Raw genomic sequence first — 24,206 nt, 5'->3', positions numbered from 1 at the left:
CCATGAGCAGGATCTTCTTCGTATGTGCGCTGATTTGGGCGCTGGCCGGAGCCGTTTGGGCGCAGGACTTCAACGCCTTGGCGCGGGTCCTGCCCGAACAGAGCCGGATCACTGACGGCAAGGGGGCGGGGGTGACGCTTGAGCTGGGGCTCAGCCAGGGCGTCCCGTATCGCGTTTTCACGCTTCGAGACCCGTACCGTATGGTCATCGATTTTCAGGAGGTCGACTGGAGCGGGCTTGACCGGGCCAAGCTGTTGCAGACCCGTCGCATCAGCGGGGTCCAGTTCGGCGCTTATGTGCCCGGTTGGTCTCGGATGGTGCTGGATTTGGGGGCGCCCCTTGCTGTCGATACGGCGGCCATGCGCGTGGACCCCGACGGCGGGGCCGCGGTTCTGACGCTGAATCTGAAAGGTACGGATTTCGACAGTTTTGCCGCCAGCGCGGGTGCGCCACGCAATCCGGGCTGGGATTTGCCTGCACCTGCTGTCATGCCCCCGGTTGTGCCGCGAGATGGCGAACGACCACTGCGCGTGATGCTGGACCCGGGACATGGTGGCATCGACCCCGGCGCGGAGTCGGGTGGCGTTAACGAAAAAACCCTGATGCTCACATTTGCGCGCGAACTGCGGGAACACTTGCTGCGCGCCGGCGGATACGAGGTCGTGATGACCCGGGTGGACGATCACTTCGTGTCGCTCGAACGCCGAATATCTCTGGCCCATCGGGCCAGCGCCGATGTGTTCGTTTCGTTGCACGCGGATGCATTGTCCGAGGGGCAGGCTCATGGGGCCACTGTCTATTTCCTCTCCGATGAGGCCTCGGACGTGGCCAGCCAGAAACTGGCCGAACGGCACGACCGCAGCGATCTGATCGCGGGTATCGACCTGAGCGGCTCGGACGACCAGATCGCCGACGTTTTGCTGGACATGGCACGGCAGGAGACCCAGCCGCGCTCAGAAGCTTTGGCCCATGCACTGGCGCACGGCATGGGGCAGCAGGGCGGTCCCATGAATCGGCGCCCGATCCGCAGTGCGTCGTTTTCCGTCCTCAAGGCTGCCGACATTCCCTCGGTTCTGGTCGAGATCGGATTCCTCTCCAGCACCAGAGACCTGAAAAACCTCGTAAATCCCGAGTGGCGCATCGGAATGGCGCAGGGAATTCACCAAGGTCTTGAAGCCTGGCGCCAGCAGGATCTGATCCGCCGCGGCTTGATTGGGCAGTGACCCTGCGGCGCAAAGTGGCTAGAATGCGCCCGTGTGTTTTGACCCTTGGGTGCAGCGACACTATATAGGCGTCACCGCGAACAAAAGGCAGCAACGTGATCCGGTTCATTCTTTCGATTTTCGGGGCGGTTTTCAGCCTCGTCACCTTGGGTATTTTCATGGTCGCGCTGGTGATTGGCGCGGTCTTCTGGATGTATGGCCGCGACCTGCCCAGCCACGAGTCGCTGGCCCAGTACAAGCCGCCCACCATCAGCCGTATCTATTCGGGCAAGGGCCAACTGATCGACGAATTCGCGCAGGAGCGCCGCCTGTTCACCCCGTCCGAGGAAATCCCTGACCTCGTGAAGCACGCGTTTATCTCGGCGGAAGACAAGAACTTTTATTCGCATCAGGGGTACGACCCGCGCGGGATCATCGCTGCCGGGATCGAGGCGGTCCAATCCAAGGGCGAGACGCTGCGCGGCGCGTCGACCATCACCCAGCAGGTGATGAAGAACTTCCTGCTGTCAGGCGACCGGCGGGTCGAACGCAAGATTCAGGAAATCATCCTCGCGACCAGGTTGGAAAAAACGCTGAACAAGGAACAGATCCTTGAGCTGTATCTCAACGAGATCTTTCTTGGCCAAAACTCCTACGGCGTGACCGCCGCTGCCCAGACCTATTTCAACAAGACTTTGCAGGAACTGGCCCCGCATGAGGCCGCGACGCTGGCTGCGATGCCCAAGGCGCCTTCGGACTATCACCCGGTGCGCCAGAAACAGCGTCTGTTGGATCGCCGCAACTACGTGCTGCGCGAGATGTACCAGAACGGATACATCGATCAGGCAACCTACGAGACCGAAGTGGCGCAACCTCTGCGTTCGGTTCAGAACGGTGATTTCGAAAGCTTCCGCACCGCACTGCCACCGCGCGACTATTTCACCGACGAAATCCGCCGCCAGCTGAGCGAGGACTTCGGCGAGGGTGAGTTCTTTACCGGTGGTTTCACCGTCCGGGCCTCGGTTGACGAGGAGATGCAGGTTGAAGCCGCACGCGCCCTGCGCGAGGCGCTTCAGAAATATGACCAGTCGCGCGGCAAGTGGCGCGGCACGGGTGAAACCATCCCCGAGGAAAAACTGGCAGACGAAGCCCAGTGGCGCGAAGCTCTGGCGATCATGGAAATCCCGCGCGACGTGGTGCTGCCCACGCAATGGTACCCCGCGGTCGTGCTGGATGTGGCCGATCAGCAGTTGACGGTGGGGATCGAGAACGGTCCCGCCGACGGCATCATCCCGCGCAGCGACATCAAATGGATGCAGGGCGACTTCAAGGCAAACTTCAAACGCGGCGACGTGATCCTGGTCGTTGCCGGGGAAGAGGGCCAGTGGTCCGCCCGTCAAATCCCCGAGGTCCAAGGCGGCTTCGTGGCGATGGACGTGAACTCGGGCCGCGTTCTGGCGATGCAGGGCGGGTTCTCGTACCAGGACTCGGTGTTCAACCGGGCAACCCAGGCGCAGCGCCAACCGGGATCGGCCTTCAAGCCTTTCGTCTATGCGGCAGCACTGGACAGTGGCTACAGCCCAGCGACCATCGTCGTGGACGCCCCGATCGAGGTGAACACACCGCAGGGTCTGTGGACCCCGAAGAACTCGACCAACAAATTCTACGGGCCGACGCCCCTGCGCACCGGGATCGAGCAGTCGCGAAACCTGATGACCATCCGACTGGCGCAAGAGGTTTCGATGCCGGTGGTTGCGGGATACGCGGAGCGGTTCGGTGTGTATGACAACATGGGTCCCTACCTGGCCAATGCGCTGGGGGCCGAGGAGACGACGCTCTACAAGATGGTGGCGGCCTATGCGATGTTCGCCAACGGCGGCGAGCGGGTCGAACCGACTCTGGTCGACCGGATCCAGGACCGGTTCGGCAAAACGATCTATCGGCATGATGACCGGCAGTGCCTGGATTGCAACTCCAGCTGGCTGGAGCCCGACGCCTCACCCACGATCGTGACCGACCGAGAGCAGGTGATGGATGCAATCACGGCTTATCAGCTGACGTCGATGATGAAGGGCGTGGTTGATCGCGGCACCGCGTCACGTGTGGTCAATCTGCCGGTTCCGACGGCTGGCAAGACCGGTACGACCAACGAATCCAAGGACGCCTGGTTCATCGGCTTCACCTCGAACATCGTTGCCGGGTGCTACATCGGGTATGATCGCCCGCGCCCGATGGGGCGGGGTGCTTACGGCGGCACGCTGTGCGGTCCGGTCTTCCAGAGCTTTATGGAAAAGGCCGTCGAGAAATACGGCGGCGGTCCGTTCGAAGTGCCGCCGGGTGGGCACTTCATCAAGATCGACCGTTTCAGCGGTGCCCGTCTGCCGGATGACGCATCGGGTGACTATGTGGTGGCCGAGTATTTCCGTGATGGCGTCGACGGGTTCATCGACCGTGTCTATGACGGTGGTTTTGCGATGGGGTCCGATCTGCCGTTGTTCGAAGAAGTGACCAATGGCGGGCGCCAGGTCCAGACCTCGACCGGGCAGACCATCATCGTGGGGCCCAAGGCCAGCCAGGGCGACCTTCAGGGCGGCGGACTTTACTGATCTGCAGCGCTTAGAAACAGGCGCAGCAGATCGGCCTCCGGGTCACTCTCGACCGATCCGCCGGACCGCCAGCATATGGACAGGGCGCATTTGGCCGCCGCCCATCGGGCCAGACGCGCCCGCGAAACATTCATCGCCGCGGCGTATAGATCCAGGCACGCGGAAATCTGCCCGACTTCGCGCACAAGGTCCGGCATGCCTTTTGGGTGCCGCAGCGCATTTGCCATTTCAAACGCCGGATCCCCGATATAACCCTTGGCATCGATCACGCGCGGGCCGGACGCGGTCAGGATGACATTGTCGGGGTGCAGGTCTCCATGCAGGGGGAGATGCACGGGTTGCGTCTGCAGCAGATCCTGAGCCAAAGCTATGGCGCGCCGCATATCGGTTTGCAGGGGCCGCGTACATTGATCGGTAAATCCGACGTCGAAAAGCGGTGCAAACACTTGCTCCAAAGGCCTCAGCCCGCTCACTTCGACAATCGGATCAGCATGCAGGTTCCGCGCCGTTTCAGCCAGTAGCGTCAGGGCGTCGGCCACGTTGCCTGCCCGTGCATGATCGCCGAGGGTCGGACCCTCGAGCCACTCCATCATGACCGCCCGGCGGTCTTCGGCCAGGATCGCGACGGCGCCCCGGTTGCGCCAGGCGGCCAGCAGGCTGCATCCCGGCGCCTCGTTTCCGCGACCGGCGCGGCGATAGAGTTTGAGCGCGACTTCAGACCCGTTATCACGTTTGGCCCGCCAGACACGTGCCGCGCCGGTATCAGCCACCAGCCGCGGGTCGGCCAGATGCCATTTCTTCAGGAACTGCTCCGGTCCGTGCTGCATTTGCCTTTCGGGTCATCTTGTGGTGGCCTGAACCTCTTGCTATCACGCAGGCCTGATTGAGCAAGTTGGGACCTGACCATGCGCGCCGAAATCCAGAACATCGTGGCCGAGATCCAAAAATCGCTGGAGCTGCTGGCCCAGCGTATGGACTATGAAACCGCGCCGCACCGGCTGGAGGAATTCAACGCCCGCGTCGAGGACCCCAACCTGTGGGATAACCCCGAAAACGCGCAGAAGCTGATGCGCGAACGGCAGGTTCTGGTCGATGCCATCGAAACCTACGAGTCGATCAAGACCGATCTGAACGACAACATCGAACTGATCGAACTGGGCGAGATGGAGGACGATGAAGAGGTCGTCAAGGATGCCGAGGAAGCCCTTAAGAAGCTGCGCGACAAGGCGGCCGAAAAAGAGCTTGAGGCGCTGCTGGACGGCGAGGCCGATGCCAACGACACCTTTTTGGAGATCAACGCCGGCGCGGGGGGTACCGAAAGCTGCGACTGGGCCTCGATGCTGGCGCGGATGTATGTCCGCTGGGCCGAAAAGAAGGGCTACAAGGTCGAGCTGCAGTCGGAAACCCCGGGCGAAGAGGCGGGGATCAAGTCGGCGGCCTACAAGATCTCGGGTCATAACGCCTATGGCTGGCTGAAATCCGAAAGCGGCGTGCACCGGCTGGTGCGTATCTCGCCCTATGACTCGGCGGCCAAACGGCACACGTCGTTCAGCTCGGTCTGGGTCTATCCGGTGGTGGACGACAATATCGAGATCGAAGTGAACCCGGCCGATATCCGTGTCGATACCTACCGGTCCTCGGGGGCGGGCGGTCAGCACGTCAACACCACCGACTCGGCGGTGCGGATCACCCACATCCCGACCGGCATCGTGGTGACCAGCTCGGAAAAATCGCAGCACCAGAACCGCGACATCGCCATGAAAGCGTTGAAATCGCGCCTGTACCAGATGGAACTGGACCGCAGAAACGCCGAGATCAACGCTGCGCACGAAGCCAAGGGCGATGCCGGCTGGGGCAACCAGATCCGGTCCTATGTTCTGCAGCCCTATCAGATGGTCAAAGACCTGCGCACCAGCTACGAGACGTCGGACACCAAAGGGGTTCTGGACGGCGATCTGGATGCATTCATGGCGGCCACTCTGGCTCTCAAGGTCTCGGGCAAAAGCCGGGCCGAGGCGCAGTCGGACGACTGATGCCGCGCAGTTGATCTGCGTGGAAAAGATATATCCAAAACACCGGGTTTAAATGCACACATGGGGTCGCTAGGCTGAGCGCAAGCAAAGCTCGGACGTAACCCCATGAACCTAAGCGATACTTCAGCCGCTGATCTTCTCGAGAAACTTGCGACAGGGCATTTGTCGGCTACCGAGTTGATGCGCGCGACGCTCGACCGGATTGCCCAGGTGAACGGGCAGGTCAATGCAATCGTCGCGCTGCAGGACGAGGATAAGCTAATGGCACAAGCCCGGGCCGCCGACGACAAGTCGGGCCGCGGGCCGCTGCATGGGCTTCCGATTGCCGTCAAAGACCTGGTCAATGTGGCAGGCATCGCGTCGACCCAGGGGTCGCCGGTTTTTCGCAATCACGTCCCAGCCGTCGACGATCTGATCGCAGCACGGTTGCGGGCTGCCGGGGCTATTCTGATCGGCAAGACGAACACACCGGAGTTCGGGTTGGGCTCGCACACCTTCAATCCGGTCTATGGAGCAACCCGGAACCCCTATGATCCGGCCCGGTCCTGTGGTGGGTCTTCGGGTGGCGCAGCGGTGGCCTTGGCCACTGGGATGGTTGCGCTTGCGGATGGTTCGGACATGATGGGCAGCCTGCGCAATCCGGCCGCGTGGAACAACGTGTATGGCTTCCGGCCCAGCTGGGGCCGGGTTCCTTCGGAACCACAGGGTGATTTGTTCCTGCACCAGCTCTCCACCTTGGGGCCGATGGCCCGCAGCCCGCAGGATATCGGGCTATTGCTGGATGTGATCTCTGGCCCCGATCCGAGGCAGCCTTTGAGCGTTCCTTGCGACCCCGTCACCCCATTGTCTGTCGAAAGCCTGGACGGGATGCGGATCGGATGGCTGGGCGATTGGGGCGGCGCATTCCCGACCGAGGAGGGGATTCTGAACCAATGCAGCAACGAGTTGGCGATTTTTGAGGGACTCGGCGCAACCGTCGAGGACGTACCGCCGCCCTTCGATGCCGAGCGCCTGTGGGACAGCTGGATCACCCTGCGATCGTGGAACGTAGCAGCAAGTCTGCTGCCTTTAGCCGACCGGAAAGACGTCCTGAAGGACACCGCGCAATGGGAGCTGGAGCGGGGTCTGGCCCTGACAGCGATGGAGGTCCATGCGGCCAGCGTCACCCGTTCGGATTGGCACCGTCGGGCGGTCGAACTGTTTGCCGAGTATGAAGCGCTGGTGTTGCCGGCGGCTCAGGTGTGGCCGTTCCCTGTGGATCAGCCGTATCCGCGCAGCATTGGTGGGGTCGCGATGGACACCTATCATCGCTGGATGCAGGTCGTGACGCCGGTCAGCCTGATTGGTCTGCCCTGCCTGTCGATACCGGCGGGGTTCGGCCCCGGAGGCCTGCCGATGGGAATGCAACTGTTCGGGTCGCGCGGCAGCGACGCGCAACTGCTCGCTTTGGGGGCCGCCTATCACGCCGTGACGCATTGGCCGCAAAAACGCCCGGCCATGGCCTGAGGGCAAGGGGAGGAGAAACGGAACATGGAAAAGCCATTCGGAGTGCCAACGCTGAAACCGGCGGATATCGGCATGTTGCGCACGGCGCTGCATCGTGCCTGGCAGGATTATCGCCGCGCACCAGTCTTTGGCCTGCTGTTCGGTGGCTTCTACGTTCTGGTCGGGTGGTTGATGGCCTGGGTAACCGTGCAAACGGGCACCTCGTTCTGGCTGGTGCTGGCTGCCATCGGCTTTCCGCTGATCGGGCCGTTCGCCGCCGTGGGTTTGTACGAGGTATCGCACCGGCTCGAGCGAAATGAGCCGTTGGACTATGGCGCCATCTTCGGTGTCGTGATCCAGCAGAGCCGCCGTCAGTTGCCGTCGATCTGCGCCATCATCGTCGTTATGTTTCTGTTCTGGTTCTTTCTCGGCCACATGATCTTTGCGCTGTTCATGGGGCTGTCGACAATGACAAACGTGTCGTCATCGCTTGAGGTATTTCTGACACCCAACGGTCTGGCCATGCTGGCTGTCGGCACTGCGGTGGGCGCGATCTTTGCCATACTGCTTTACATGATCACGGTGTTGTCGATCCCGATGCTGCTGGACCGGGAGCTCGACTTCGTCACTGCCATGATCTCGAGCTATGCCTATGTCAGCGTGAACAAGCGGGTCATGCTGGGCTGGGGTGCTTTCATTGCGGTCACGACCTTTGTCGCCATGGTGCCCTGGTTTTTAGGATTGCTGATCGTGTTGCCTCTGTTCGGTCATGCCAGCTGGCACCTGTATCGGCAGATCACCGAAGACGACGCAGCCGCGGAGCCGGAGGCGGAACCGGCCCAAGCCTAGCTTCTCTGGGTCAGGAATCGGGCACTTCGCGGCCCATGTCGACCAGAATCTGACGCAGCCGGCCCGCGCCGGGCAGGTTGGCTTCAAGCGCATGAACATAGGCGTGGGTCAGAAAAAAGCTCCGGGCGTTGTCGTCTTGCTGGCTGGCAGCGGCCAGTTCGTACAATTCAGCCAAAGCCGCGATGTCACCCGCCGCATGCGCCTGCAGAAGGCGGGTGTGCAGGTTGGTCATTCAGCGGCCAGGTCGGTGCGATGCGCCATCAGACGCTGCGCCACCCAGTCGTGGAACAGATGGGTCGGCCCGTCCATCGTCGGCGAGAAATGCCCGCCGTCAAACCCCGGCGCCGCGCGACCACGCTGCATCCCTTCGACGACGAACACATCCTCTTCAAAGACCACTTTCCACTGTTTGGCGTTGCGGGCGCGCAAATCCGCATCGGTATCCGGGGCCGAATAGAACAGGTGGATGTGCTCCGAGGTCCGGTTCTGGGCCTCGGGCCGCAGAATGATGGCGAAGGCGTGGTCCCGGTGCACGCCCAACAGTACGTTGGGGAAGGCGGCGATGTATTCGGCTGCGGTGTCCCATTTCTCGCTGAGGCCGTCGAAATCGGGAAAAACCCGACCGTCCTCAGTTTTCAGTTGCCGATAGACCAAGGTTCCCTGACCGGAATAAAGGCCGGGCTCCTGAATGTGATAGTGATCCTCAAGCCGCGAGTAACTGTTCAACCCGGGATGCACCCACGGCAGGTGATAGCTTTCGCAATAGTTCTCGACCGCCAGCTTCCAGTTGCAATTGACGTCCAACCGAAAGGAACTTTCCGGGCCGCCGTGGTAGAGCGGTTTGTCGAACTCGGCCCAACGCTCGATCAGCCTGGCGTTGGCATCCACGAAGGCTGGCGCGTCGCCCGAGACGTTGATCCACACCACGTCGCGCCAGATATGGCTGCGCACCTCGATCAGGCCAAGTTCCGATTTGCTGACCGCGTCATGTGCGTTCTGGCCCGGACCGCCCACATGCGGCGTGGCGACCAGCCGGCCTTCGGTGGAATAGCACCAGCTGTGATAGGGGCAGCGAATGGCGCCTTCGATCTTGCGGGGCTCTTCGACCAGGATCATGCCGCGGTGACGGCAGATATTCTGAAACACACGGACCGTACCGGAACGGTCACGCAGCAGCAGGAGCGGAATACCCATGAACTCCAGCGGAACCGCGTCCCCGGGCTCGGGGACATCGGCGGTTACCGCGAAACCGGCCCAGCCAGCCAGCAGCAGGGCCCGAGTTTCTTCGGCGTGCAGGGCAGGGTCCGTATAATGTGCATTGGGCAGGCCCAGAGCGGTTTCAATGCTCTGACGAACAGCCGACAGATCGGTTGGGGTGCTGGCCATCTGGTTCTCCTCGCTTCACCACCAGCCTAGGCATCCGGGACCAGCCCTCGCTTACACTTCTGCGACTCCGGCTTTTCTCACAACGACATGCACGGGATTTTAGGCGGTTTCCTATGTCCGGCGCGCCAGCCGCGCTGCCCCCAGCGTTGCCCGGAAGTCGTGGCCCAGATGGCGGATTTCCAATCTGTAGATGTGCGGAGTAGCCGCAGAGTGCTCCATGCACGAACCGATCCATACGCCGTTGCCATCGGTCATGTCTTTGCGGATCACGATCGTCTTGCTGTCACGACCAGCCTCGCGCGACAACACTGCGTAGATATTGGGCCCGGCGCAGGCGGCGAAGCCACGAAGCTCACGACCCGTGGCGGAACGCGTGCCTGCCATGGCCGGCGGCAGGAAGCCGCGCAGGACAGCACACTGATGCAGGTGCCGGGTTTGAACCAGCCAATGATGGGCGCGTGGATCGTCTTCGCCGCCATGTTGCGTCACAAGATAGACGCCGCTTGGAAACGCGTCCTCGGTCAAGGCTGACAGTCCGGGCCGAAGGAACTGGACCACGCTTTCAGGCAGGTCACAGCGCCGGGGCGCGGGGATTTCCTCAAGCGGTTTCAGCAGAATGCGGGCATCCACGTCAAAGAACCGGCAGATCCGGTCCAGAACGTCCGGGCGTGGAAAACTCTCGCCAGAAAGATACCGGTTGAACTGCGTGCGGTTGACGCCCAGCTGTCTGCACAGCTCGGCGACCGAAGGATAGCGGTCGGCAAGTTGCCTGAGATTCGCCCCCAGCATGCTGCGCAGCTCGGCGGGCGTGCGAGTGTCTACGGCCATGTCTCACTCTGGTTTGCAAAGGTTTGGGAAACACGACCGGAAGGGCCAGAAAGGCCGGTCGCCAGTCAAGAAATCGTAAAATTGACCCCATGGAACACGCGGGTTGCATGTTCTTGGTCAAGCGTAACGCGCTCAGGCGCGAACGCAATAGGCATTAAGCCCATTTGTATGGTCTTTTTCTTGTGATTGCTCAGTTATGTACCTGCGGAAATCGATCCGAAAACGCAAAACGCCCCGTCGACAAGGGCGACGGGGCGTTTTGATGGGTTCGCGGAAAATCAGTTGCCGCGCAGCAGGGCCGCGACGCCTGTCCGTGCAACCTCGACAGAGCCCAGCGGGCGCATCAGATCGGCAAATGCATCAATCTTGTCCGGCGCGCCGGTAATTTCGAAGATGAACGAGTTCAACGTGCTGTCCACGACATTGGCCCGGAAAATGTCTGCAAGACGCAACGCCTCGACCCGCTTGTCGCCTTCGCCAACGACCTTGATGATCGCCAGTTCTCGCTCGACTGAGGGGCCTTCGACAGTCAGGTCATGCACGTCATGCACCGGGACAATGCGGCCCAGCTGAGCCTTGATCTGCTCGATCACCTGCGGTGTACCGGTGGTGACGATCGTGATTCGGCTGAGGTGTCCGGTGTGATCGACCTCGGCCACGGTCAGGCTTTCAATGTTGTAGCCGCGCCCCGAGAACAGCCCGATGACCCGGGCTAGAACCCCCGGTTCGTTTTCGACCAGAACAGCGATCGTGTGGCGTTCCTGCACGTCCGAGAAGGTCGGGCGCAGGTTGTAGGCCGAGTGGCGGGTGGAACCTTTTCGGATCTTGAGTGCAGTCATTGGAAGACCTCATCGTTGGCAGAGGAATAGTCTGGCGCCCGCAGCCGTTGAACAACGGCGCCGATGCAGACCAGACAGGAAAGATACAAAAGCGGTGCAAAAAGCAGGCGGATCGAGATGTCGGCTTCGCCGCGGAACAGAAAGGCGAAGAAAGCGGGGGCGGCACCCAACCACATCGCTCCGGCCAGCGCCAGGCCCCATGGGCTGTTCGTCAATACACCTGCGCGCAAGAGGAATAGTCCCGCAGCGGCGATCAGGGCAGATTCGTAGAACCACAGGTATGGGGTGGACAGCATGACCGCCAGCGCAAGCACAGCGGCACGCAGGTCAAAACCGATGCGGGGGCTGCGCCAAGTGATCGTGACCATGATGGCCGCGCAGGCTGTGATCGTCCACTGAACAGCCAAGGCGACAGGCTCGGGTAGCCCAAAACTGGCGAGCGTCGAATAGGGGCTGAGCATTAGATTGTTTTCGACGATGGTTTCACGCACCACCGAAAAGTGGACCGCCATCATGTTGCGCATTTCCAGCCAGTATTCCGGACCGTAGAGCGCGGTCGCCAATCCCGAGATAACCAGGGTCGTGACGCCGGCCGAAATGATGGTCGGCCACGCCCGGCACGCCAGCAAAGCAAAGGGGATCAGGATGCCCAGCTGAGGTTTGAGGGTCAGAAGGCCGATGAAAAAGCCGGCAAGGACCAAACGTTGGTTCTTGAGCGCCGCAAGCGCCGCCAGCAAACCGGCCATCCACAGGGCAGCGGTTTGCCCCATGAACAGGGTCGGCAGTATCGCGGGCGGCAGCGCAAACGCAAACCAGACCGGTGTGATGCCTTCCGCGAACGGCCGGGCTGCGAATATCATCGCAACGATCGACGCGATCGAGAAGACCAGCCAGGCAATGGGGAAGGGAAGGGCGCCCAAGGGTTGCAGCGTTGCAAGAAACGCCGGCGGGTAAGACCAGGGCATCCAGTCATCTTCCTTGATGACGTTGTGCATGGCGGTCAGGCTGTCGACACTGAAGGCCGACAGAGGCTCACCCAGATGGGCCAGACGCCCAGCGGCCCAAAAGACCCGAAAGTCGATCGGAAAGCCGGCGCTGCCATTGGCCGCGATCTCGCTCCAGCTGAGGCCGAGCCAGATGACAAAGACCCCAAGCACCAGCGCCGGGACAAGAATGCCCAGCTGCCAGCCGCGACGCCCCGCAAAAATCTGCAGGTTCTCGCGTGGAGTTGTCTGAGTGGGGATGCCGGGCATATTCCGTCCTGTCCTGTGCGCGTCCATCAGGGCCAACAGTTTGGCCCTGTGTCCGCAAGCAATATCAAACCAGCACCGCGCCGCCAGCCTGAATGACACCCTTCGTTTCAGCCTCGCCCAGCAGCATCTCGTTATGGGCCTTGCCCGACGGGATCATGGGGAAGCAGTTCTCGTGCTTTTCGACGAGGCAGTCAAAGATCACCGGACCGTCATAATTGATCATCTCCATGATGGCGTCATCCAGATCGGCGGGGTCCTTGCAGATGATCCCCTTGGCCCCGAAGGCCTCGGCCAGCTTGACGAAATCGGGCAGGGCCTCGGACCAGGAATGCGAGTAGCGTTCGCCGTGCAGCAGTTCCTGCCACTGGCGCACCATGCCCAGGCGTTCGTTGTTCAGGATGAACTGCTTCACCGGCAGGCGGTATTGGACAGCGGTGCCCATCTCCTGCATGTTCATCAGCCAGCTGGCCTCGCCCGCGACGTTGATCACCAGCGCGTCCGGGTGCGCCATCTGCACACCGATCGAAGCCGGGAAGCCATAGCCCATGGTGCCCAGCCCGCCCGAGGTCATCCAGCGGTTGGGGTCTTCGAACCCAAGGAACTGCGCGGCCCACATCTGATGCTGGCCCACCTCGGTACAGACATAGCGATCGTGGTCCTTGGTCAGCGCCTCGAGCCGTTCCAGCGCGTATTGGGGTTTGATCGCCTTTTCGCTGTTGGTGTAGGCAAGGCAGTTGACCTTGCGCCAGTCCGAGATCTGGGATTGCCACTTGGCGATCGCTTCGGTGTTGGTTTTGCGGCCACGCGCCTTCCAGACCTTCAGCACGTCTTCCAGAACATGCGCCACGTCCCCCACGATGGGGATGTCCACCCGGATCACCTTGTTGATCGAGGATGGGTCGATGTCGATATGTGCCTTTTTCGACTTGGGCGAGAAGGCGTCGATACGCCCCGTTATCCGATCGTCGAACCGGGCGCCGACATTGATCATCAGATCACAGTCATGCATGGCCATGTTCGCCTCGTACAGACCGTGCATGCCCAGCATTCCGATCCAGTTCTTGCCCGATGCGGGGTAGGCGCCCAGGCCCATAAGGGTCGATGTGATGGGGAACCCGGTCGCGTCGACCAGCTCGCGCAGCAGTTGGCTGGCAGCGGGGCCTGAGTTGATCACGCCGCCTCCGGTGTAGAACACGGGTCGCTTGGCGGTTTCGATGGCGGCGACCAGTTCGGTGATCTCTTCGATGTCGCCCTTGAGTGCCGGCTGATAATGCGAGGTCGAGGGTTTCGGCGCGGTGTATTTGCCGGTGGCAAACTGGACGTCCTTGGGGATGTCGATCAACACAGGACCGGGACGACCCGCGGTAGCGACGTGAAACGCCTCGTGCATGGTTTCCGCCAGCGAGTTGGTGTCCTTGACCAGCCAATTGTGCTTGGTGCAGGGTCGGGTGATGCCCACCGTGTCCGCCTCTTGGAACGCGTCCGAGCCGATCATGAAAGTCGGCACCTGTCCGGTCAGAACCACGATCGGGATCGAATCCATCAGCGCGTCGGTCAGGCCGGTCACCGCGTTGGTCGCGCCGGGCCCCGAGGTCACCAGTGCAACACCGGGTTTGCCGGTTGAACGGGCGTAGCCCTCGGCCGCATGTATCGCGCCTTGTTCATGCCGCACCAGGATGTGACGGATGTCATTTTGCAGAAAGATCTCGTCATAGATCGGTAGCACGGCGCCGCCGGGGTACCCGAATACCGTGTCCACGCCCTGATCCTTGAGGGCCTGGACCACCATCTTTGCGCCGGTCATCTCACGTGTCATCTGCTTTGCTCCGTTCGCGACATGTGTCTTGCGTTTGACAAAAAAAAGCCCCCGAAGTTTCGGAGGCGCATGGGTTCGATTATGGCTTACCGTTACCGGCCCATGCGCGTGTTTCCTACGATTACGACTAGCGCTCTCATCGCCAGAGGCTCCTTTTTGCGTGGGGCAGACATTATGGGCGGCGCGAAGGGGCGTCAACAGGCAATCTAGCCAATTTCCTGACTCTGATGTCGAATTTTGCGACATTTTGTTGCGCAGATTGCCGCATGTCGAGAAATTTCCGGAAATACTGGTCGGGTTTTGCCGAGTCTCGGGCGGTGGTCGAGGTCAGAATGCGTCAGAGCGATGTCTGAAACGGGCATGATGCGGGGTCCGGGCTGGGTCAGGCTGGAGCTGCGAACAAGTCAGGGAGGACGGCATGCTGGTGGATCTGGTGGACCTAGGGCGCTATCCGATAGATCGTCCGAATTCGGCGGCCTATGATCGGTTGATCGATGACATTCGTCGTGACCTCGACAAAGATGGTTGCGCAGTTTTGCCCGGATTTGTCCACGAAGACGGGTTGAGCCAGTTGCTGACCGAAGCCGAAGCCGTCGCGCCGAGCGCGCATCGCAGTTTCAACCGGACCAACGCCTATTTCACCAAGGACGATCCCCGCTTTGGTATCGCCCACCCGATCCGTCGGTTCTATGACCGGTCGAACGCCTTTGTTCCGGCCGACAATTTCCCGTCAACCGGTCCCCTGCGCAGAATCTACGAGTTCGAAGGATTTCTGCCCTTCATCCGCGAAGCGCTGAATGAACCCGAGGATCGGTTCTTTCGCTACGATGATCCATTGGCGGATGTGATCATCAACGTGGTCGAAGAGGGGCAGGGCTTTCCGTGGCATTTCGACACGAACAACTACACGGTTACTCTGGCGATCCAGAATGGCGAGCATGGCGGCGCCTTTGAATACGCGCCGAACCTGCGCACCGCCGAGGAGGAGAACTTTGACAAGGTGGCCTCGGTTCTAGACGGCAATATGGGAATGGTACGCCAGTTGGAGCTCAATCCCGGTGATCTGCAGATCTTTCGGGGGCGCTATTCCTTGCATCGCGTGGCGCCTGTGTCGGGTGCACGGCCGCGCTACGTGGGGATATTCTCCTTTGTCGAGGCCGAAGGCATGTGTGGCGGGGTCGAGCGTACCCGGCAGCTCTATGGCCGTGTGCTGCCGTGTCATCACGACAGGGAGGGGTTGCGAAACGATGAGCTTCTGGACTGACCCGTGCTAGGGTGGAGCAGTCAGATCCTGCCAGGGAGTGCAAGGTGCCACGTATTCTTCAGCTGACCCCTTTTGTCCTGTGTTCCTCGCTGAGCCGGCAAATTGCATTCTACTGCGATCGTCTGGGTTTCGCGTGTGGGTTCACGCAAGACAACTATGCTTTTCTCAGGCTTGGCCCGGTTGCAATTCGCCTGCTGGAATGCCCGCCGCGCGCGGATGGCCTGCCGCTGGGTCACGAGCAATCCTTCTATATCGATGTCGAGGATATAGACGACTTGTATGAAAGCCTGCGTCCCAAACTCGAAGATCTCCCCGAAGGGCGGGTTCGTGCGCCATTCGATCAGCCATATCATCAGCGAGAGTTTCACGTTCTGGATGAGGACGGCACGCTGGTCTTTTTCGGCGAGGGAATCCGCTAAAGCGCGGAAGCTGCGCTGATGGCGCGGCCGTCAGAAGGCCACGCCGGTTCCTTGCAAAACGCCATGTTCCAGCGCGTATCGGGTCAGACCGGCAGTTGATGAGATGCCCAGCTTGCGCTTGATGTTTTTGCGATGGGTTTCGACCGTGCGAACCGAGATATCCAGCGCCAGCGCGACTTCCTTGTTCGACTTGCCCTGCGCCAATTCCAGAAGGATCGTCTGTTCACGCCCGGTGAGCGCTTCGCGCGCCGCATCCTCTTTCGGTTCCAGCGATCCGATCGCCCCGGTGCACAAATAGCGCTCTCCACGCATGACCGCGTCTATGGCCTGCTTGATTTCGTCCGTCGGCACATCCTTGAGAACGTAGCCCTTGGCCCCATGGCTCAATGCGGTCGAGATGTATTCCGGGCTGTCATGCATCGACAGAATGAGAATGCGGGTGTCGGGCAACCGTTCGAGGATCAGTTCCGTGGCGCTGAGCCCCCCGAGCCCCGGCATGTTCAGATCCATCAGGATGACATCGGGCTGCAGGCGCGCGGCCTGATCAACCGCGTCACGGCCATTGCCCAACGTGCCGACCACCTTGATGTCGTCAAAGCTCTCGAGGATCGACTGGATGCCCTCGGCGACCATGGGGTGATCGTCGACGATAAGGACTCGGATCGTTTCGGTCATCAGGAACCGGCCTTTCCTTTGGGTGTCGCGTCTTCCTGCGGCGGCAACAGGTGGCTCAGCGGCAGGCTGACTTCGATCACTGTACCACTTTGTGCGCCGCGTGATGACAGGATACGCAAGGATCCGTCAAGCTGTTCTATGCGCTCTTGCATGTTGCGCAGCCCGATCCCGGTGCTGACCCGGCCCGGTCGTGACCGAAGGCCACGGCCGTTGTCGGTGATGCGCATGGTCGCGCCCTTCTTGTGGCCGCGCAGGTCGATCGTGACGCGGGTTGCGCCAGAATGGCGTTCGATATTCGTCAGCGCCTCTTGCGCGATACGGTAAAGGGCGATCTTGCTGTCCTGGTCCAGACGATTGCGGAACACGACCGTCGAGAACTCAGTCTCGATCCCGGTCCGTTCGCGGAAATCGTCGGTCAGCGCCTTCAGGGCCGGGCCAAGTCCCAAGTCATCCAGAACGCCGGGCCGCAGATCGCGACTGATGCGGCGCACTTCGGTAATCGCGGTGCCCAGGTTGTCGATGCCCTTGTCCAGCGGCGCACGTGCGCCATCATGATCGCCCTTGGACAAGCGCCGCCGGGCATTGTCCAGCGCATAGCGCACCCCGACCAGGATCTGGCTGATCCCGTCATGCAGCTCACGCGCCACCCGGCCGCGCTCTTCTTCCTGCGCGTCGATGACCCGCTTGGTCAGTTCTTTCAGCTTGGCATCCGCGAGCCGGCGTTCGCGGATGTTCAACAGCATCCCCGAGGCGAAGACGATCAGAACCGCCGCCAGAACGATGCCGCCGATGTACAGGAACGTGCGTTGCACCCGCGCTTCGACCTCGGCGCGGGCATTTGCAACGGTGGCCACGATGTCGTCGATGAATACACCAGTGCCCACGGCCCAGCGCCAATCCTGCAGGCCGACGACATAGGCGATCATCATCGCCTCTTCCCCGGTCGAGGGCTTCTGCCACATGAAACTGTGCCATCCGGCACCCTGCCGGGCCAGGCGGATGAACTCGTCGACCACCGGAACACCCTCGCTGTCCGTCAGGCCCTCCCAGTTCTGATTGATGAACTCGGTCTGGCGCGGGCTGACAAGGTTGTTGCCGTCATAATCATATACGAAGAAGAACCCGTCCTTTCCGTAAATCATCGCCGACAGGATCTGGGTCACCAGATTCTGGGCGACCTTGTCATCCGGAGACGCGCGTCCGTAGATATAAGCGAACCCGTTTCGGGCCTGTGTCACGTAATTGCGCAGCTCTTCCTTCTTGGCCTCGATCAGCCGACGCTCCAACGCCTTGATCTCGCGTTCAGCCGTCGCGCGGGATTCGTAGGCCACCATGACCGCGATCGCGGCCACGGCCACGACCAGCGGAATGGCCGCCACCAGCGACAGCTTCTGAGCGTAGGTCAGTGAAAGCAGAGCGCGGAGTTTCCCCATGGTCGAATCGATACGCAAGCGGGGGTGAAATTGCAAAGAGATTGGGCATTCCGGTGTTCGAAACGCCCAGGACTGGCGGTTTGCGGGTCAAAATGAGCCCCTCAATTGAGCGTTCCGCAGAAAAAACCATCTGATCTACGTAGTAATAGGTATTCCTTTTCAAACGGCCTTCATTAGGGTGACGCTACCGTAAACGACTGGCTCGGGCGCTGCCCGAGTCGTGACTATGAAGGGGAGGATTACTCTTATGGATCGTCGTAAGTTTCTAAAGACGTCGGCACTGGGCGGCTCGGCCGCAGCGGCAACCGCACTGGCGGCACCCGCCTATGCGCAGGGCAAGCGCACGCTGACCATGGTTACCTCGTGGGGCCGCGGTCTGGCTGGCGTGTTCGACAGCGCGCAGCGTTGCGCCGACAGCATCACCGCAATGTCCGACGGCAACCTGACCGTTGACATCAAGGCCGCGGGCGAGCTGGTGGGTGCGTTCGAAGTGTTCGACGCCGTCTCGTCGGGTCAGGCTGACATGTATCACGCCGCTGACTATTACTTTGTCGGTCAGCACCCGGGCTACGCGTTCTTCACGGCCGTTCCGTTCGGCATGACCGCGCAGGAACTGGTGAACTGGTACTATTTCGATGGCGGCATGGAGCTGCATGACGAACTGGGCCAGATCTTCGGCCTGAAATCGTTCCTGGCAGGCAACACCGGTGCGCAGGCCGGCGGCTGGTACTCGAAAGAGATCAACAGCCCCGAAGACTTCAACGGCCTGAAGTTCCGTATGCCGGGTCTGGGCGGCAAGGCTCTGGGCAAACTGGGCGCATCGGTTCAGAACATTCCGGGTTCGGAAGTGTACCAGGCGCTGTCCTCGGGTGCCATCGACGGCACCGAGTGGATCGGTCCCTGGGCCGACGAAAAGGCTGGTTTCCAGGAGATCACCAAGATCTACTACACCGCCGGTTTCCACGAGCCGGGCGCAGGCCTGTCGCTGGCCACCAACCGCGACGTGTTCGAAAGCCTCTCGCCGGCGCACCAGAAGATCATCGAAATCGCTGCCGGCGAAGCGCACCAGTGGAACCTGGCACAGTTCCTGGCCAACAACGGCGCGGCGCTGCAGCGTCTGCAGGCCGGTGGCGTAAAGGTCATGGAATTCCCCGACAGTGTCTGGGATGCCTTCGGACAAGCCAGCCAGGAAGTTCTGGCCGAGAACATGAGCGACGAACTGTTCAAGAAGATCCACGACAGCGCGATGGCATCGATGAAAGCCTCGTCGTCGTGGCTGAACATGTCGTCGGGCGTCTACACCGCGCAGCGCGACCGCGTTCTAGGCTAACTGGCCGTCTAGCAATCAAACGGTTTCCCCGCCACGTGCGGGGAAACCTTTCCTGTTGCAGATGCGCGGATCGCACGGTTTTCCGCTATAATCAGCGTCGCAACCAACGGGACCTGGGGACATTATGCAGGACGAAAACGGTATCTCGTTCTTCGGCGCCCTGTGGAACGGACTGGTCTGGTTCGTTCAGAGCATCGCCGAAGCCTTTTATAATTTCGGATACGCCATCACGCATCCGCAGCTGTGGCTGAACTGGTCGGACAAAGAAGCAATCATGCGCTTTGTCTACTACGGCGGGTCGGTCGAGTTCTTTTTCGTGGTCTTCACGATCTTCCTCGTGCTGACCGCGATCGGGCTTTACTTCCGTGGCTTCATGTGGGGCATGGTGCGCGTTCTGGAAGGGTTCGCCAACACGACCGGGCGTTTCTTTGCCTGGGCGGGCCTGCTGATGGTGATCCAGCAAATCGTCATCGTATTCATGCAGCGCGTGTTCGCGCGGCCTGACATGGCGTTTGGTCTGGGTATCCCGTTCCAGATGGATATCAGCTGGTACGCCGAAGAGCTGAAGCTGTACAACGCGCTCGTCGTCTGCCTGTGCTGCACCTACACCTTCGTGCAGGGCGGCCACGTCCGCGTGGACCTCGTTTATGCCGGCATTTCACACCGGGCCAAGCGTGTGGTCGACATGCTGGGCTCGATCCTTTTCATGATGCCCATCGCCGTGCTGACCTGGATGTATGGCTGGTACTTCATGTGGCGTCACCTGATCGTGCCGAAGCCCTCGGCCAGCGACACGCTGGACCGGCTGGTGATGAAATCCCGCGCGCTGCGTTGGAACGTCGAAACCATCGGCTTCAGCCCCAACGGCTTCAATGCCTACTTCCTGTTCAAGATCCTGCTTGTGGCCTTTGCCGCGATGGTGTTCCTGCACGCGATCGCGTTCTTCTACCGGTCCTATCTCGAATATGTCGAAGGCCCGGAAAGCGCTGGAAAATACCTCGACAAGGACAGCCTTGGTGAGGGTGAAGAAGCCTACGAAGGCACACATTAAGGACGGAGACCAAGACAATGCTATTCGGACTTGATGGCGTCGAGATAGGCCTCATTATCGTATTCCTCTGCCTGTTTGGCGGGATTCTCAGCGGCTTTCCGGTGGCGTTTGCCATCGGCGGGGCCGGTATCATCTCTTTCGGGATCATCGCCGCGCTGGACAGCGCCGGGTTGCTGATCCACCAGGCGATCGACACAAGCTCGCAAGCCTATCGGGACATCGTGAATTCGGGTGTGAAACCCGATGTGATATCCGTGTTCCGATACCCGGACCTGCCAAGGATCGCCGAGCCGGTCTTTGTTCAGGGTTGGGAAACCGCGTTGGACCGCAACGTGTCCTTCATCGTGAACCGTATCAACGAACGGGTTCTGGCCGGTCAGTCGATCGAGACTCTGCTGGCGGTGCTGATGTTCGTGCTGATGGGCATCACGCTGGAACGCTCGAAAATCGCCAACGATCTGCTGACCACGATGGCGCGCGTCTTTGGCCCGTTGCCGGGCGGTCTGGCGGTGTCGATCGTGGTTGTGGGGGCATTCCTTGCGGCCTCGACCGGTATCGTGGGCGCGACCGTGGTGACGATGGGCCTGCTGGCCCTGCCGACCATGCTGCGCAACAACTACTCGCCAGAGCTGGCGACGGGTGTGATCGCGGCCTCGGGCACGCTGGGGCAGATCATTCCGCCCTCGATCGTGATCGTTCTGCTGGGCACGCTGGCGGGTGACCTGTATTCGACGGCGCAGGAGACTCGCGCGGTCGAAGCGGGCTGTACCGACGCGCTGACCTATCTGGGCGAGCCGGCCGTGGTTTCGGTTGGTACGCTGTTCCAGGCGGCGCTGCTGCCGGGGATCATGCTGGCGCTGCTCTATGCGCTTTATGCCTTTGGCTACGCGCTACTCAACCCGCACAAGGCACCTGCGGTCGAACTGTCAGGCGGCAGCGGCGAGCCGATCACCCGCTCGGAAGGCCTGACCTGGCTTCTGGGTGCCCCTGTCGCTCTGATCGTGGGCGCGGTGCTGCTGGGCAACCTGGGCGCCATCGGCAGCCAAAATATCACGGTTTCGGGCTTCTCGGATATCGGTGAGGCAGCCACGCTGCGCACCAACGTGTCCGAAGAGTGCAAGGCCTCGATGATCGAACTGCATGGTCAGGAGGCCTGGGACATGGCCGTGGCCGAGCAGGAAGCCATCGACGCTGCCGGCGGAGTGTCCGAGTCGCAGCGACTGAGCGAGGAAGAACTGGCCGCAGCGCGTGAAGCCAAGATCGCCGCCGCGGCTCCGATCGGCACCGGTGTTGCGGTGATTGTCGTGCTGCTGGGTCTGACGCTGGTGATGGGCCGGGGCATTGCGCCGTCGCAATCGCCGCAGCCGTTGATCGTGGGGGGGATCGGGCTTGTCTTGATGCTGCTGGTCGATGTGCTGCTGATCGCGCCGACCACCTCGTCGGGGGCCACGTTCCTGCTGTTGGCAGTGCCGTTCGCGCTGGCCATGTATGGCTGCAAAGCCGCGGCGGCGCGCTGTGCCACCAATGATCTGATCCGCGTGGTTTTCCCGCCGCTGGTTCTGATCATCGCGGTTCTAGGCTCGATCCTGGGTGGTGTGACCAACCCGACGCCGGCTGCGGCGCTGGGGGCAGGCGGCGCTATCATGCTGGCGGCCTATCGCAAGCTGCAGGATCAGGGGCGATCCGGAAAGGTGATCATCTGGTCGACCTTCGCGGTCGTCATCTGCCTGTTGATGGGCGTGAACTTCGATCTGCGCGTCAACCAGGGTGGCGTGACCGTGGAAAGCTGGATCGCGTTCATCCTGGCCTACGCCGCGTATCTGTACGCGCTGTTCGGGCTGCTGTTCGCGTGCTGGGTGCTGTTCACCAGCGGTGTTCTGACTCCGGTGGTGCGGGAAACCGCCAAGGTGACCTCGATGGTCTTCACCATCCTGATCGGATCGCAGCTGCTGAACCTGGTGGTGATCTCGTTCGGCGGGGAACACTACATCCAGCAGTTCCTCAAAAGCTTTGACAACGAGTTCACGGTCTTCCTGATCGTGATGCTGGTGCTGTTCATCCTTGGCTTCGTGCTGGACTTCCTCGAGATCATCTACATCGTGATCCCGATCGTGGGTCCGGTGATCTATGGCGGGTCGTTCGACCCGAAATGGGTGACGATCATGGTGGCGGTGAACCTGCAGACCTCGTTCCTGACGCCGCCATTTGGCTTTGCGCTGTTCTATCTGCGCGGCGTGGCGCCGAAAGAAGTGACGACGGGCCATATCTACCGCGGGATCATCCCCTTCGTGCTGATCCAGGTGGTTGGCATCGGAATCCTGTGGTTCTTCCCGTCGATCGTGACGATCGTGCCGGACCTGATCCCGAACTGATCGGTGATGGCGTTATCAAAGTGAAAAGGGGGCCGCGAGGCCCCCTTTGCTTTGGTCCCGGCTGACGCCGGTTGTCAGGTGAACTGGATCAGGTCCCAACGGTTCCCGAACGGATCCTGCCAGACGGCAACGATGCCATAGGGTTCATGGCGGGGCTCTTCCTCGAACCGGACCCCGTTGGCCAGCATGTCTGCGTGATCGCTGGCGAAATCATCGGTTCTGAGGAAAAACCCGACACGACCTCCGGTCTGATTACCGATTGCGGCCCGTTGGCTGTCTCCGTCAGCCTTGGCCAACAGCAGAGCAGCCCCATCGCTGCCGGGGGGCGTAACCAAAACCCATCGTTTGCCTTCGCCCAGATCGATGTCCTGGGTCAGCCGGAACCTAAGCGTCTTGGTGTAGAACGCGATCGCGTCATCATAGTCCGGCACCACCAGGGTGACGGCGTGCAAACCTTGCTGCATCGGAATTCAACCTTTGGTAGGGTGGCGATCGGGAAGTTGGATATTCGCGACCTGCTCGGCAATCGGAGCAGTCGAAAGCGGGTGATGCGTTGAGTCGGTGAATGCCTCCGGGTCGTCCACACGCTGCCACCCGCCTTTCACATAGACCTCGAGCCCGGCGAATTTCACCTTGTAGCCCATCTTGGGGCTGCCGGGGACCCAATAGCCCAGATATACATATGGCAGCCCGGCCTCGCGCGCGATGTCGATATGATCGAGGATCATATAGGTTCCCAGCGAGCTTTGCGGCTGGTTCGGGTCATAGAACGAATAGACCATGCTCAACCCGTCATCCAGAACATCGGTCAGGCTGACGGCGATCAGGTTTCCGGTCTTGGGGTCGGCATATTCAACGACGCGGCTGCGGATCGGGGTCTCTTCGATCATCGCGGCGAATTCGAACACGTCCATATCCGCCATGCCGCCATCGGCGTGCCGGGTGTCCAGGTACCGCCGAAACAGCTCGTACTGGTCGTCGGTGGCCCAAGGTGAGGTCGCGCGTCGCTGAAGGTGCGCATTGCGCCGCGCCGCGCGTTTCTGGCTTTTGGTCGGAGAAAAGGCCGAGACGTCGATCCGGGCCGACAGGCAGGCCGCACAATCGGTGCAAGAGGGCCGGTACAGAACGTTTTGAGACCGGCGAAAACCCTGCTGCGACAGAGAGTTGTTCAGCTGATCCGCGCCTTCGCCCTGCAGGGCGGTGAACAGCTTACGCTCGATCCTGCCCTCGAGATAAGGGCAGGGCTGTGGTGCAGTCACATAGAACTGCGGCGCAATCGGCAGCGTGTGTCGCATGAAGGCCCCGTGTTTCCTCGGGGCCGATGATAGCAACCGTTTCTGGGGTCGCCAAGTCCCAGAAACGGGC

General features: G+C 61.2%; 21 protein-coding genes. 10 read left to right on the top strand and 11 right to left on the bottom strand.

Annotated features, from left to right (window positions below):
- Positions 1-2 precede the first annotated feature (2 nt).
- The gene (locus ACR0NY_RS04215; RefSeq protein ID WP_170368613.1) at positions 3-1,223 is read left to right on the top strand and encodes an N-acetylmuramoyl-L-alanine amidase; all 1,221 of its coding nucleotides are present in this window, start codon (positions 3-5) and stop codon (positions 1,221-1,223) included.
- A gap of 95 nt (positions 1,224-1,318) precedes the next feature.
- A complete protein-coding gene (locus ACR0NY_RS04210) occupies positions 1,319-3,808 on the top strand; it encodes a penicillin-binding protein 1A (protein WP_170338152.1) in 2,490 nt (829 codons plus the stop codon).
- Here the strand turns inward: ACR0NY_RS04210 and ACR0NY_RS04205 are convergent.
- Positions 3,802-4,635 carry an aminoglycoside phosphotransferase family protein gene (locus ACR0NY_RS04205; RefSeq protein WP_170338154.1) on the bottom strand — a complete coding sequence of 278 codons (834 nt, stop codon included), beginning with the start codon at positions 4,633-4,635 and terminating at the stop codon, positions 3,802-3,804. The two genes, ACR0NY_RS04210 and ACR0NY_RS04205, sit on opposite strands and share 7 nt — an antisense overlap.
- Before the next feature lie 78 nt (positions 4,636-4,713).
- Between ACR0NY_RS04205 and prfB the strand changes: the two genes are divergently transcribed.
- From prfB to ACR0NY_RS04190, 3 genes are all read left to right on the top strand, one after another.
- The gene (gene prfB, locus ACR0NY_RS04200) at positions 4,714-5,841 is read left to right on the top strand and encodes a peptide chain release factor 2 (protein ID WP_170368612.1); all 1,128 of its coding nucleotides are present in this window, start codon (positions 4,714-4,716) and stop codon (positions 5,839-5,841) included.
- A 105-nt stretch (positions 5,842-5,946) separates the two neighbouring features.
- Complete coding sequence (locus ACR0NY_RS04195; protein WP_170368611.1) at positions 5,947-7,347, top strand: amidase; 1,401 nt, start codon at positions 5,947-5,949, stop codon at positions 7,345-7,347.
- A gap of 24 nt (positions 7,348-7,371) precedes the next feature.
- A complete protein-coding gene (locus ACR0NY_RS04190; protein WP_170368610.1) occupies positions 7,372-8,175 on the top strand; it encodes a DUF2189 domain-containing protein in 804 nt (267 codons plus the stop codon).
- Positions 8,176-8,185: 10 nt separating this feature from the next.
- On the opposite strand, the gene ACR0NY_RS04185 is transcribed toward ACR0NY_RS04190, so the two are convergent.
- From ACR0NY_RS04185 to ACR0NY_RS04160, 6 genes are all read right to left on the bottom strand, one after another.
- A complete protein-coding gene (locus ACR0NY_RS04185; RefSeq protein ID WP_170368609.1) occupies positions 8,186-8,407 on the bottom strand; it encodes a hypothetical protein in 222 nt (73 codons plus the stop codon).
- Positions 8,404-9,561 (bottom strand): aromatic ring-hydroxylating oxygenase subunit alpha, encoded by a 1,158-nt coding sequence (locus ACR0NY_RS04180; RefSeq protein ID WP_170368608.1) that lies wholly within the window; start codon positions 9,559-9,561, stop codon positions 8,404-8,406. The genes ACR0NY_RS04185 and ACR0NY_RS04180 overlap by 4 nt, the downstream gene beginning before the upstream one ends.
- 111 nt (positions 9,562-9,672) lie before the next feature.
- Positions 9,673-10,389 (bottom strand): helix-turn-helix domain-containing protein, encoded by a 717-nt coding sequence (locus ACR0NY_RS04175; RefSeq protein WP_254432897.1) that lies wholly within the window; start codon positions 10,387-10,389, stop codon positions 9,673-9,675.
- 278 nt (positions 10,390-10,667) lie between these two features.
- Positions 10,668-11,228 (bottom strand): acetolactate synthase small subunit, encoded by a 561-nt coding sequence (gene ilvN, locus ACR0NY_RS04170; protein ID WP_093962354.1) that lies wholly within the window; start codon positions 11,226-11,228, stop codon positions 10,668-10,670.
- On the bottom strand, positions 11,225-12,481 hold the full coding sequence (locus tag ACR0NY_RS04165) for a glycosyltransferase family 87 protein (RefSeq protein ID WP_170338164.1): 1,257 nt from the start codon (positions 12,479-12,481) through the stop codon (positions 11,225-11,227). The genes ilvN and ACR0NY_RS04165 overlap by 4 nt, the downstream gene beginning before the upstream one ends.
- 64 nt (positions 12,482-12,545) lie before the next feature.
- Positions 12,546-14,297, bottom strand: coding sequence for an acetolactate synthase 3 large subunit (locus ACR0NY_RS04160; protein WP_170338165.1), 1,752 nt, complete (start codon positions 14,295-14,297; stop codon positions 12,546-12,548).
- Between the two features lie 418 nt (positions 14,298-14,715).
- Between ACR0NY_RS04160 and ACR0NY_RS04155 the strand changes: the two genes are divergently transcribed.
- Positions 14,716-15,561, top strand: coding sequence for a HalD/BesD family halogenase (locus ACR0NY_RS04155; protein ID WP_170368607.1), 846 nt, complete (start codon positions 14,716-14,718; stop codon positions 15,559-15,561).
- A 44-nt stretch (positions 15,562-15,605) separates the two neighbouring features.
- Complete coding sequence (locus ACR0NY_RS04150; protein WP_170368606.1) at positions 15,606-15,980, top strand: bleomycin resistance protein; 375 nt, start codon at positions 15,606-15,608, stop codon at positions 15,978-15,980.
- 30 nt (positions 15,981-16,010) lie between these two features.
- Here the strand turns inward: ACR0NY_RS04150 and ACR0NY_RS04145 are convergent, their stop codons facing one another.
- Both ACR0NY_RS04145 and ACR0NY_RS04140 read right to left on the bottom strand, forming a co-directional pair.
- Positions 16,011-16,655, bottom strand: coding sequence for a response regulator transcription factor (locus tag ACR0NY_RS04145; protein WP_170338171.1), 645 nt, complete (start codon positions 16,653-16,655; stop codon positions 16,011-16,013).
- The gene (locus ACR0NY_RS04140) at positions 16,655-18,088 is read right to left on the bottom strand and encodes a cache domain-containing protein (RefSeq protein ID WP_170368605.1); all 1,434 of its coding nucleotides are present in this window, start codon (positions 18,086-18,088) and stop codon (positions 16,655-16,657) included. The genes ACR0NY_RS04145 and ACR0NY_RS04140 overlap by 1 nt, the downstream gene beginning before the upstream one ends.
- A gap of 247 nt (positions 18,089-18,335) precedes the next feature.
- Here ACR0NY_RS04140 and ACR0NY_RS04135 point away from each other — a divergent pair, with 247 nt between their 5' ends.
- The 3 genes from ACR0NY_RS04135 (at position 18,336) to ACR0NY_RS04125 (ending at position 22,841) form a co-directional block, all read left to right on the top strand.
- Positions 18,336-19,418: a TRAP transporter substrate-binding protein gene (locus ACR0NY_RS04135; protein WP_170338175.1), complete on the top strand. Its 1,083-nt coding sequence runs from the start codon at positions 18,336-18,338 to the stop codon at positions 19,416-19,418.
- Positions 19,419-19,542: 124 nt separating this feature from the next.
- Positions 19,543-20,469 (top strand): TRAP transporter small permease subunit, encoded by a 927-nt coding sequence (locus tag ACR0NY_RS04130; RefSeq protein ID WP_170338177.1) that lies wholly within the window; start codon positions 19,543-19,545, stop codon positions 20,467-20,469.
- A 17-nt stretch (positions 20,470-20,486) separates the two neighbouring features.
- Positions 20,487-22,841 (top strand): TRAP transporter large permease subunit, encoded by a 2,355-nt coding sequence (locus ACR0NY_RS04125; RefSeq protein WP_170338179.1) that lies wholly within the window; start codon positions 20,487-20,489, stop codon positions 22,839-22,841.
- 74 nt (positions 22,842-22,915) lie between these two features.
- Here the strand turns inward: ACR0NY_RS04125 and ACR0NY_RS04120 are convergent, their stop codons facing one another.
- Entirely contained in the window at positions 22,916-23,305 is a 390-nt protein-coding gene (locus ACR0NY_RS04120) for a VOC family protein (RefSeq protein WP_170368604.1), read from the bottom strand.
- Between the two features lie 6 nt (positions 23,306-23,311).
- Positions 23,312-24,136 (bottom strand): arginyltransferase, encoded by an 825-nt coding sequence (locus ACR0NY_RS04115; RefSeq protein WP_093962342.1) that lies wholly within the window; start codon positions 24,134-24,136, stop codon positions 23,312-23,314.
- Between the last annotated feature and the right edge of the window lie 70 nt (positions 24,137-24,206).

It is taken from the genome of Ruegeria sp. BJ5, from assembly GCF_056537865.1.
The sequence above is the reverse complement of the archived record's forward strand: the minus strand, read 5'-3'. Positions and strand labels throughout refer to the sequence as shown.

Bases quoted from the DNA above. Each gene is read 5' to 3' on its own strand.
- ACR0NY_RS04215 (WP_170368613.1), top strand. From the start codon at position 3: ATGAGCAGGATCTTCTTCGTATGTGCGCTGATTTGGGCGCTGGCCGGA.
- ACR0NY_RS04205 (WP_170338154.1), bottom strand. From the start codon at position 4,635: ATGCAGCACGGACCGGAGCAGTTCCTGAAGAAATGGCATCTGGCCGAC.
- prfB (WP_170368612.1), top strand. From the start codon at position 4,714: ATGCGCGCCGAAATCCAGAACATCGTGGCCGAGATCCAAAAATCGCTG.
- ACR0NY_RS04195 (WP_170368611.1), top strand. From the start codon at position 5,947: ATGAACCTAAGCGATACTTCAGCCGCTGATCTTCTCGAGAAACTTGCG.
- ACR0NY_RS04190 (WP_170368610.1), top strand. From the start codon at position 7,372: ATGGAAAAGCCATTCGGAGTGCCAACGCTGAAACCGGCGGATATCGGC.
- ACR0NY_RS04185 (WP_170368609.1), bottom strand. From the start codon at position 8,407: ATGACCAACCTGCACACCCGCCTTCTGCAGGCGCATGCGGCGGGTGAC.
- ACR0NY_RS04180 (WP_170368608.1), bottom strand. From the start codon at position 9,561: ATGGCCAGCACCCCAACCGATCTGTCGGCTGTTCGTCAGAGCATTGAA.
- ACR0NY_RS04175 (WP_254432897.1), bottom strand. From the start codon at position 10,389: ATGGCCGTAGACACTCGCACGCCCGCCGAGCTGCGCAGCATGCTGGGG.
- ilvN (WP_093962354.1), bottom strand. From the start codon at position 11,228: ATGACTGCACTCAAGATCCGAAAAGGTTCCACCCGCCACTCGGCCTAC.
- ACR0NY_RS04165 (WP_170338164.1), bottom strand. From the start codon at position 12,481: ATGCCCGGCATCCCCACTCAGACAACTCCACGCGAGAACCTGCAGATT.
- ACR0NY_RS04160 (WP_170338165.1), bottom strand. From the start codon at position 14,297: ATGACACGTGAGATGACCGGCGCAAAGATGGTGGTCCAGGCCCTCAAG.
- ACR0NY_RS04155 (WP_170368607.1), top strand. From the start codon at position 14,716: ATGCTGGTGGATCTGGTGGACCTAGGGCGCTATCCGATAGATCGTCCG.
- ACR0NY_RS04145 (WP_170338171.1), bottom strand. From the start codon at position 16,655: ATGACCGAAACGATCCGAGTCCTTATCGTCGACGATCACCCCATGGTC.
- ACR0NY_RS04140 (WP_170368605.1), bottom strand. From the start codon at position 18,088: ATGGGGAAACTCCGCGCTCTGCTTTCACTGACCTACGCTCAGAAGCTG.
- ACR0NY_RS04135 (WP_170338175.1), top strand. From the start codon at position 18,336: ATGGATCGTCGTAAGTTTCTAAAGACGTCGGCACTGGGCGGCTCGGCC.
- ACR0NY_RS04130 (WP_170338177.1), top strand. From the start codon at position 19,543: ATGCAGGACGAAAACGGTATCTCGTTCTTCGGCGCCCTGTGGAACGGA.
- ACR0NY_RS04125 (WP_170338179.1), top strand. From the start codon at position 20,487: ATGCTATTCGGACTTGATGGCGTCGAGATAGGCCTCATTATCGTATTC.
- ACR0NY_RS04120 (WP_170368604.1), bottom strand. From the start codon at position 23,305: ATGCAGCAAGGTTTGCACGCCGTCACCCTGGTGGTGCCGGACTATGAT.
- ACR0NY_RS04115 (WP_093962342.1), bottom strand. From the start codon at position 24,136: ATGCGACACACGCTGCCGATTGCGCCGCAGTTCTATGTGACTGCACCA.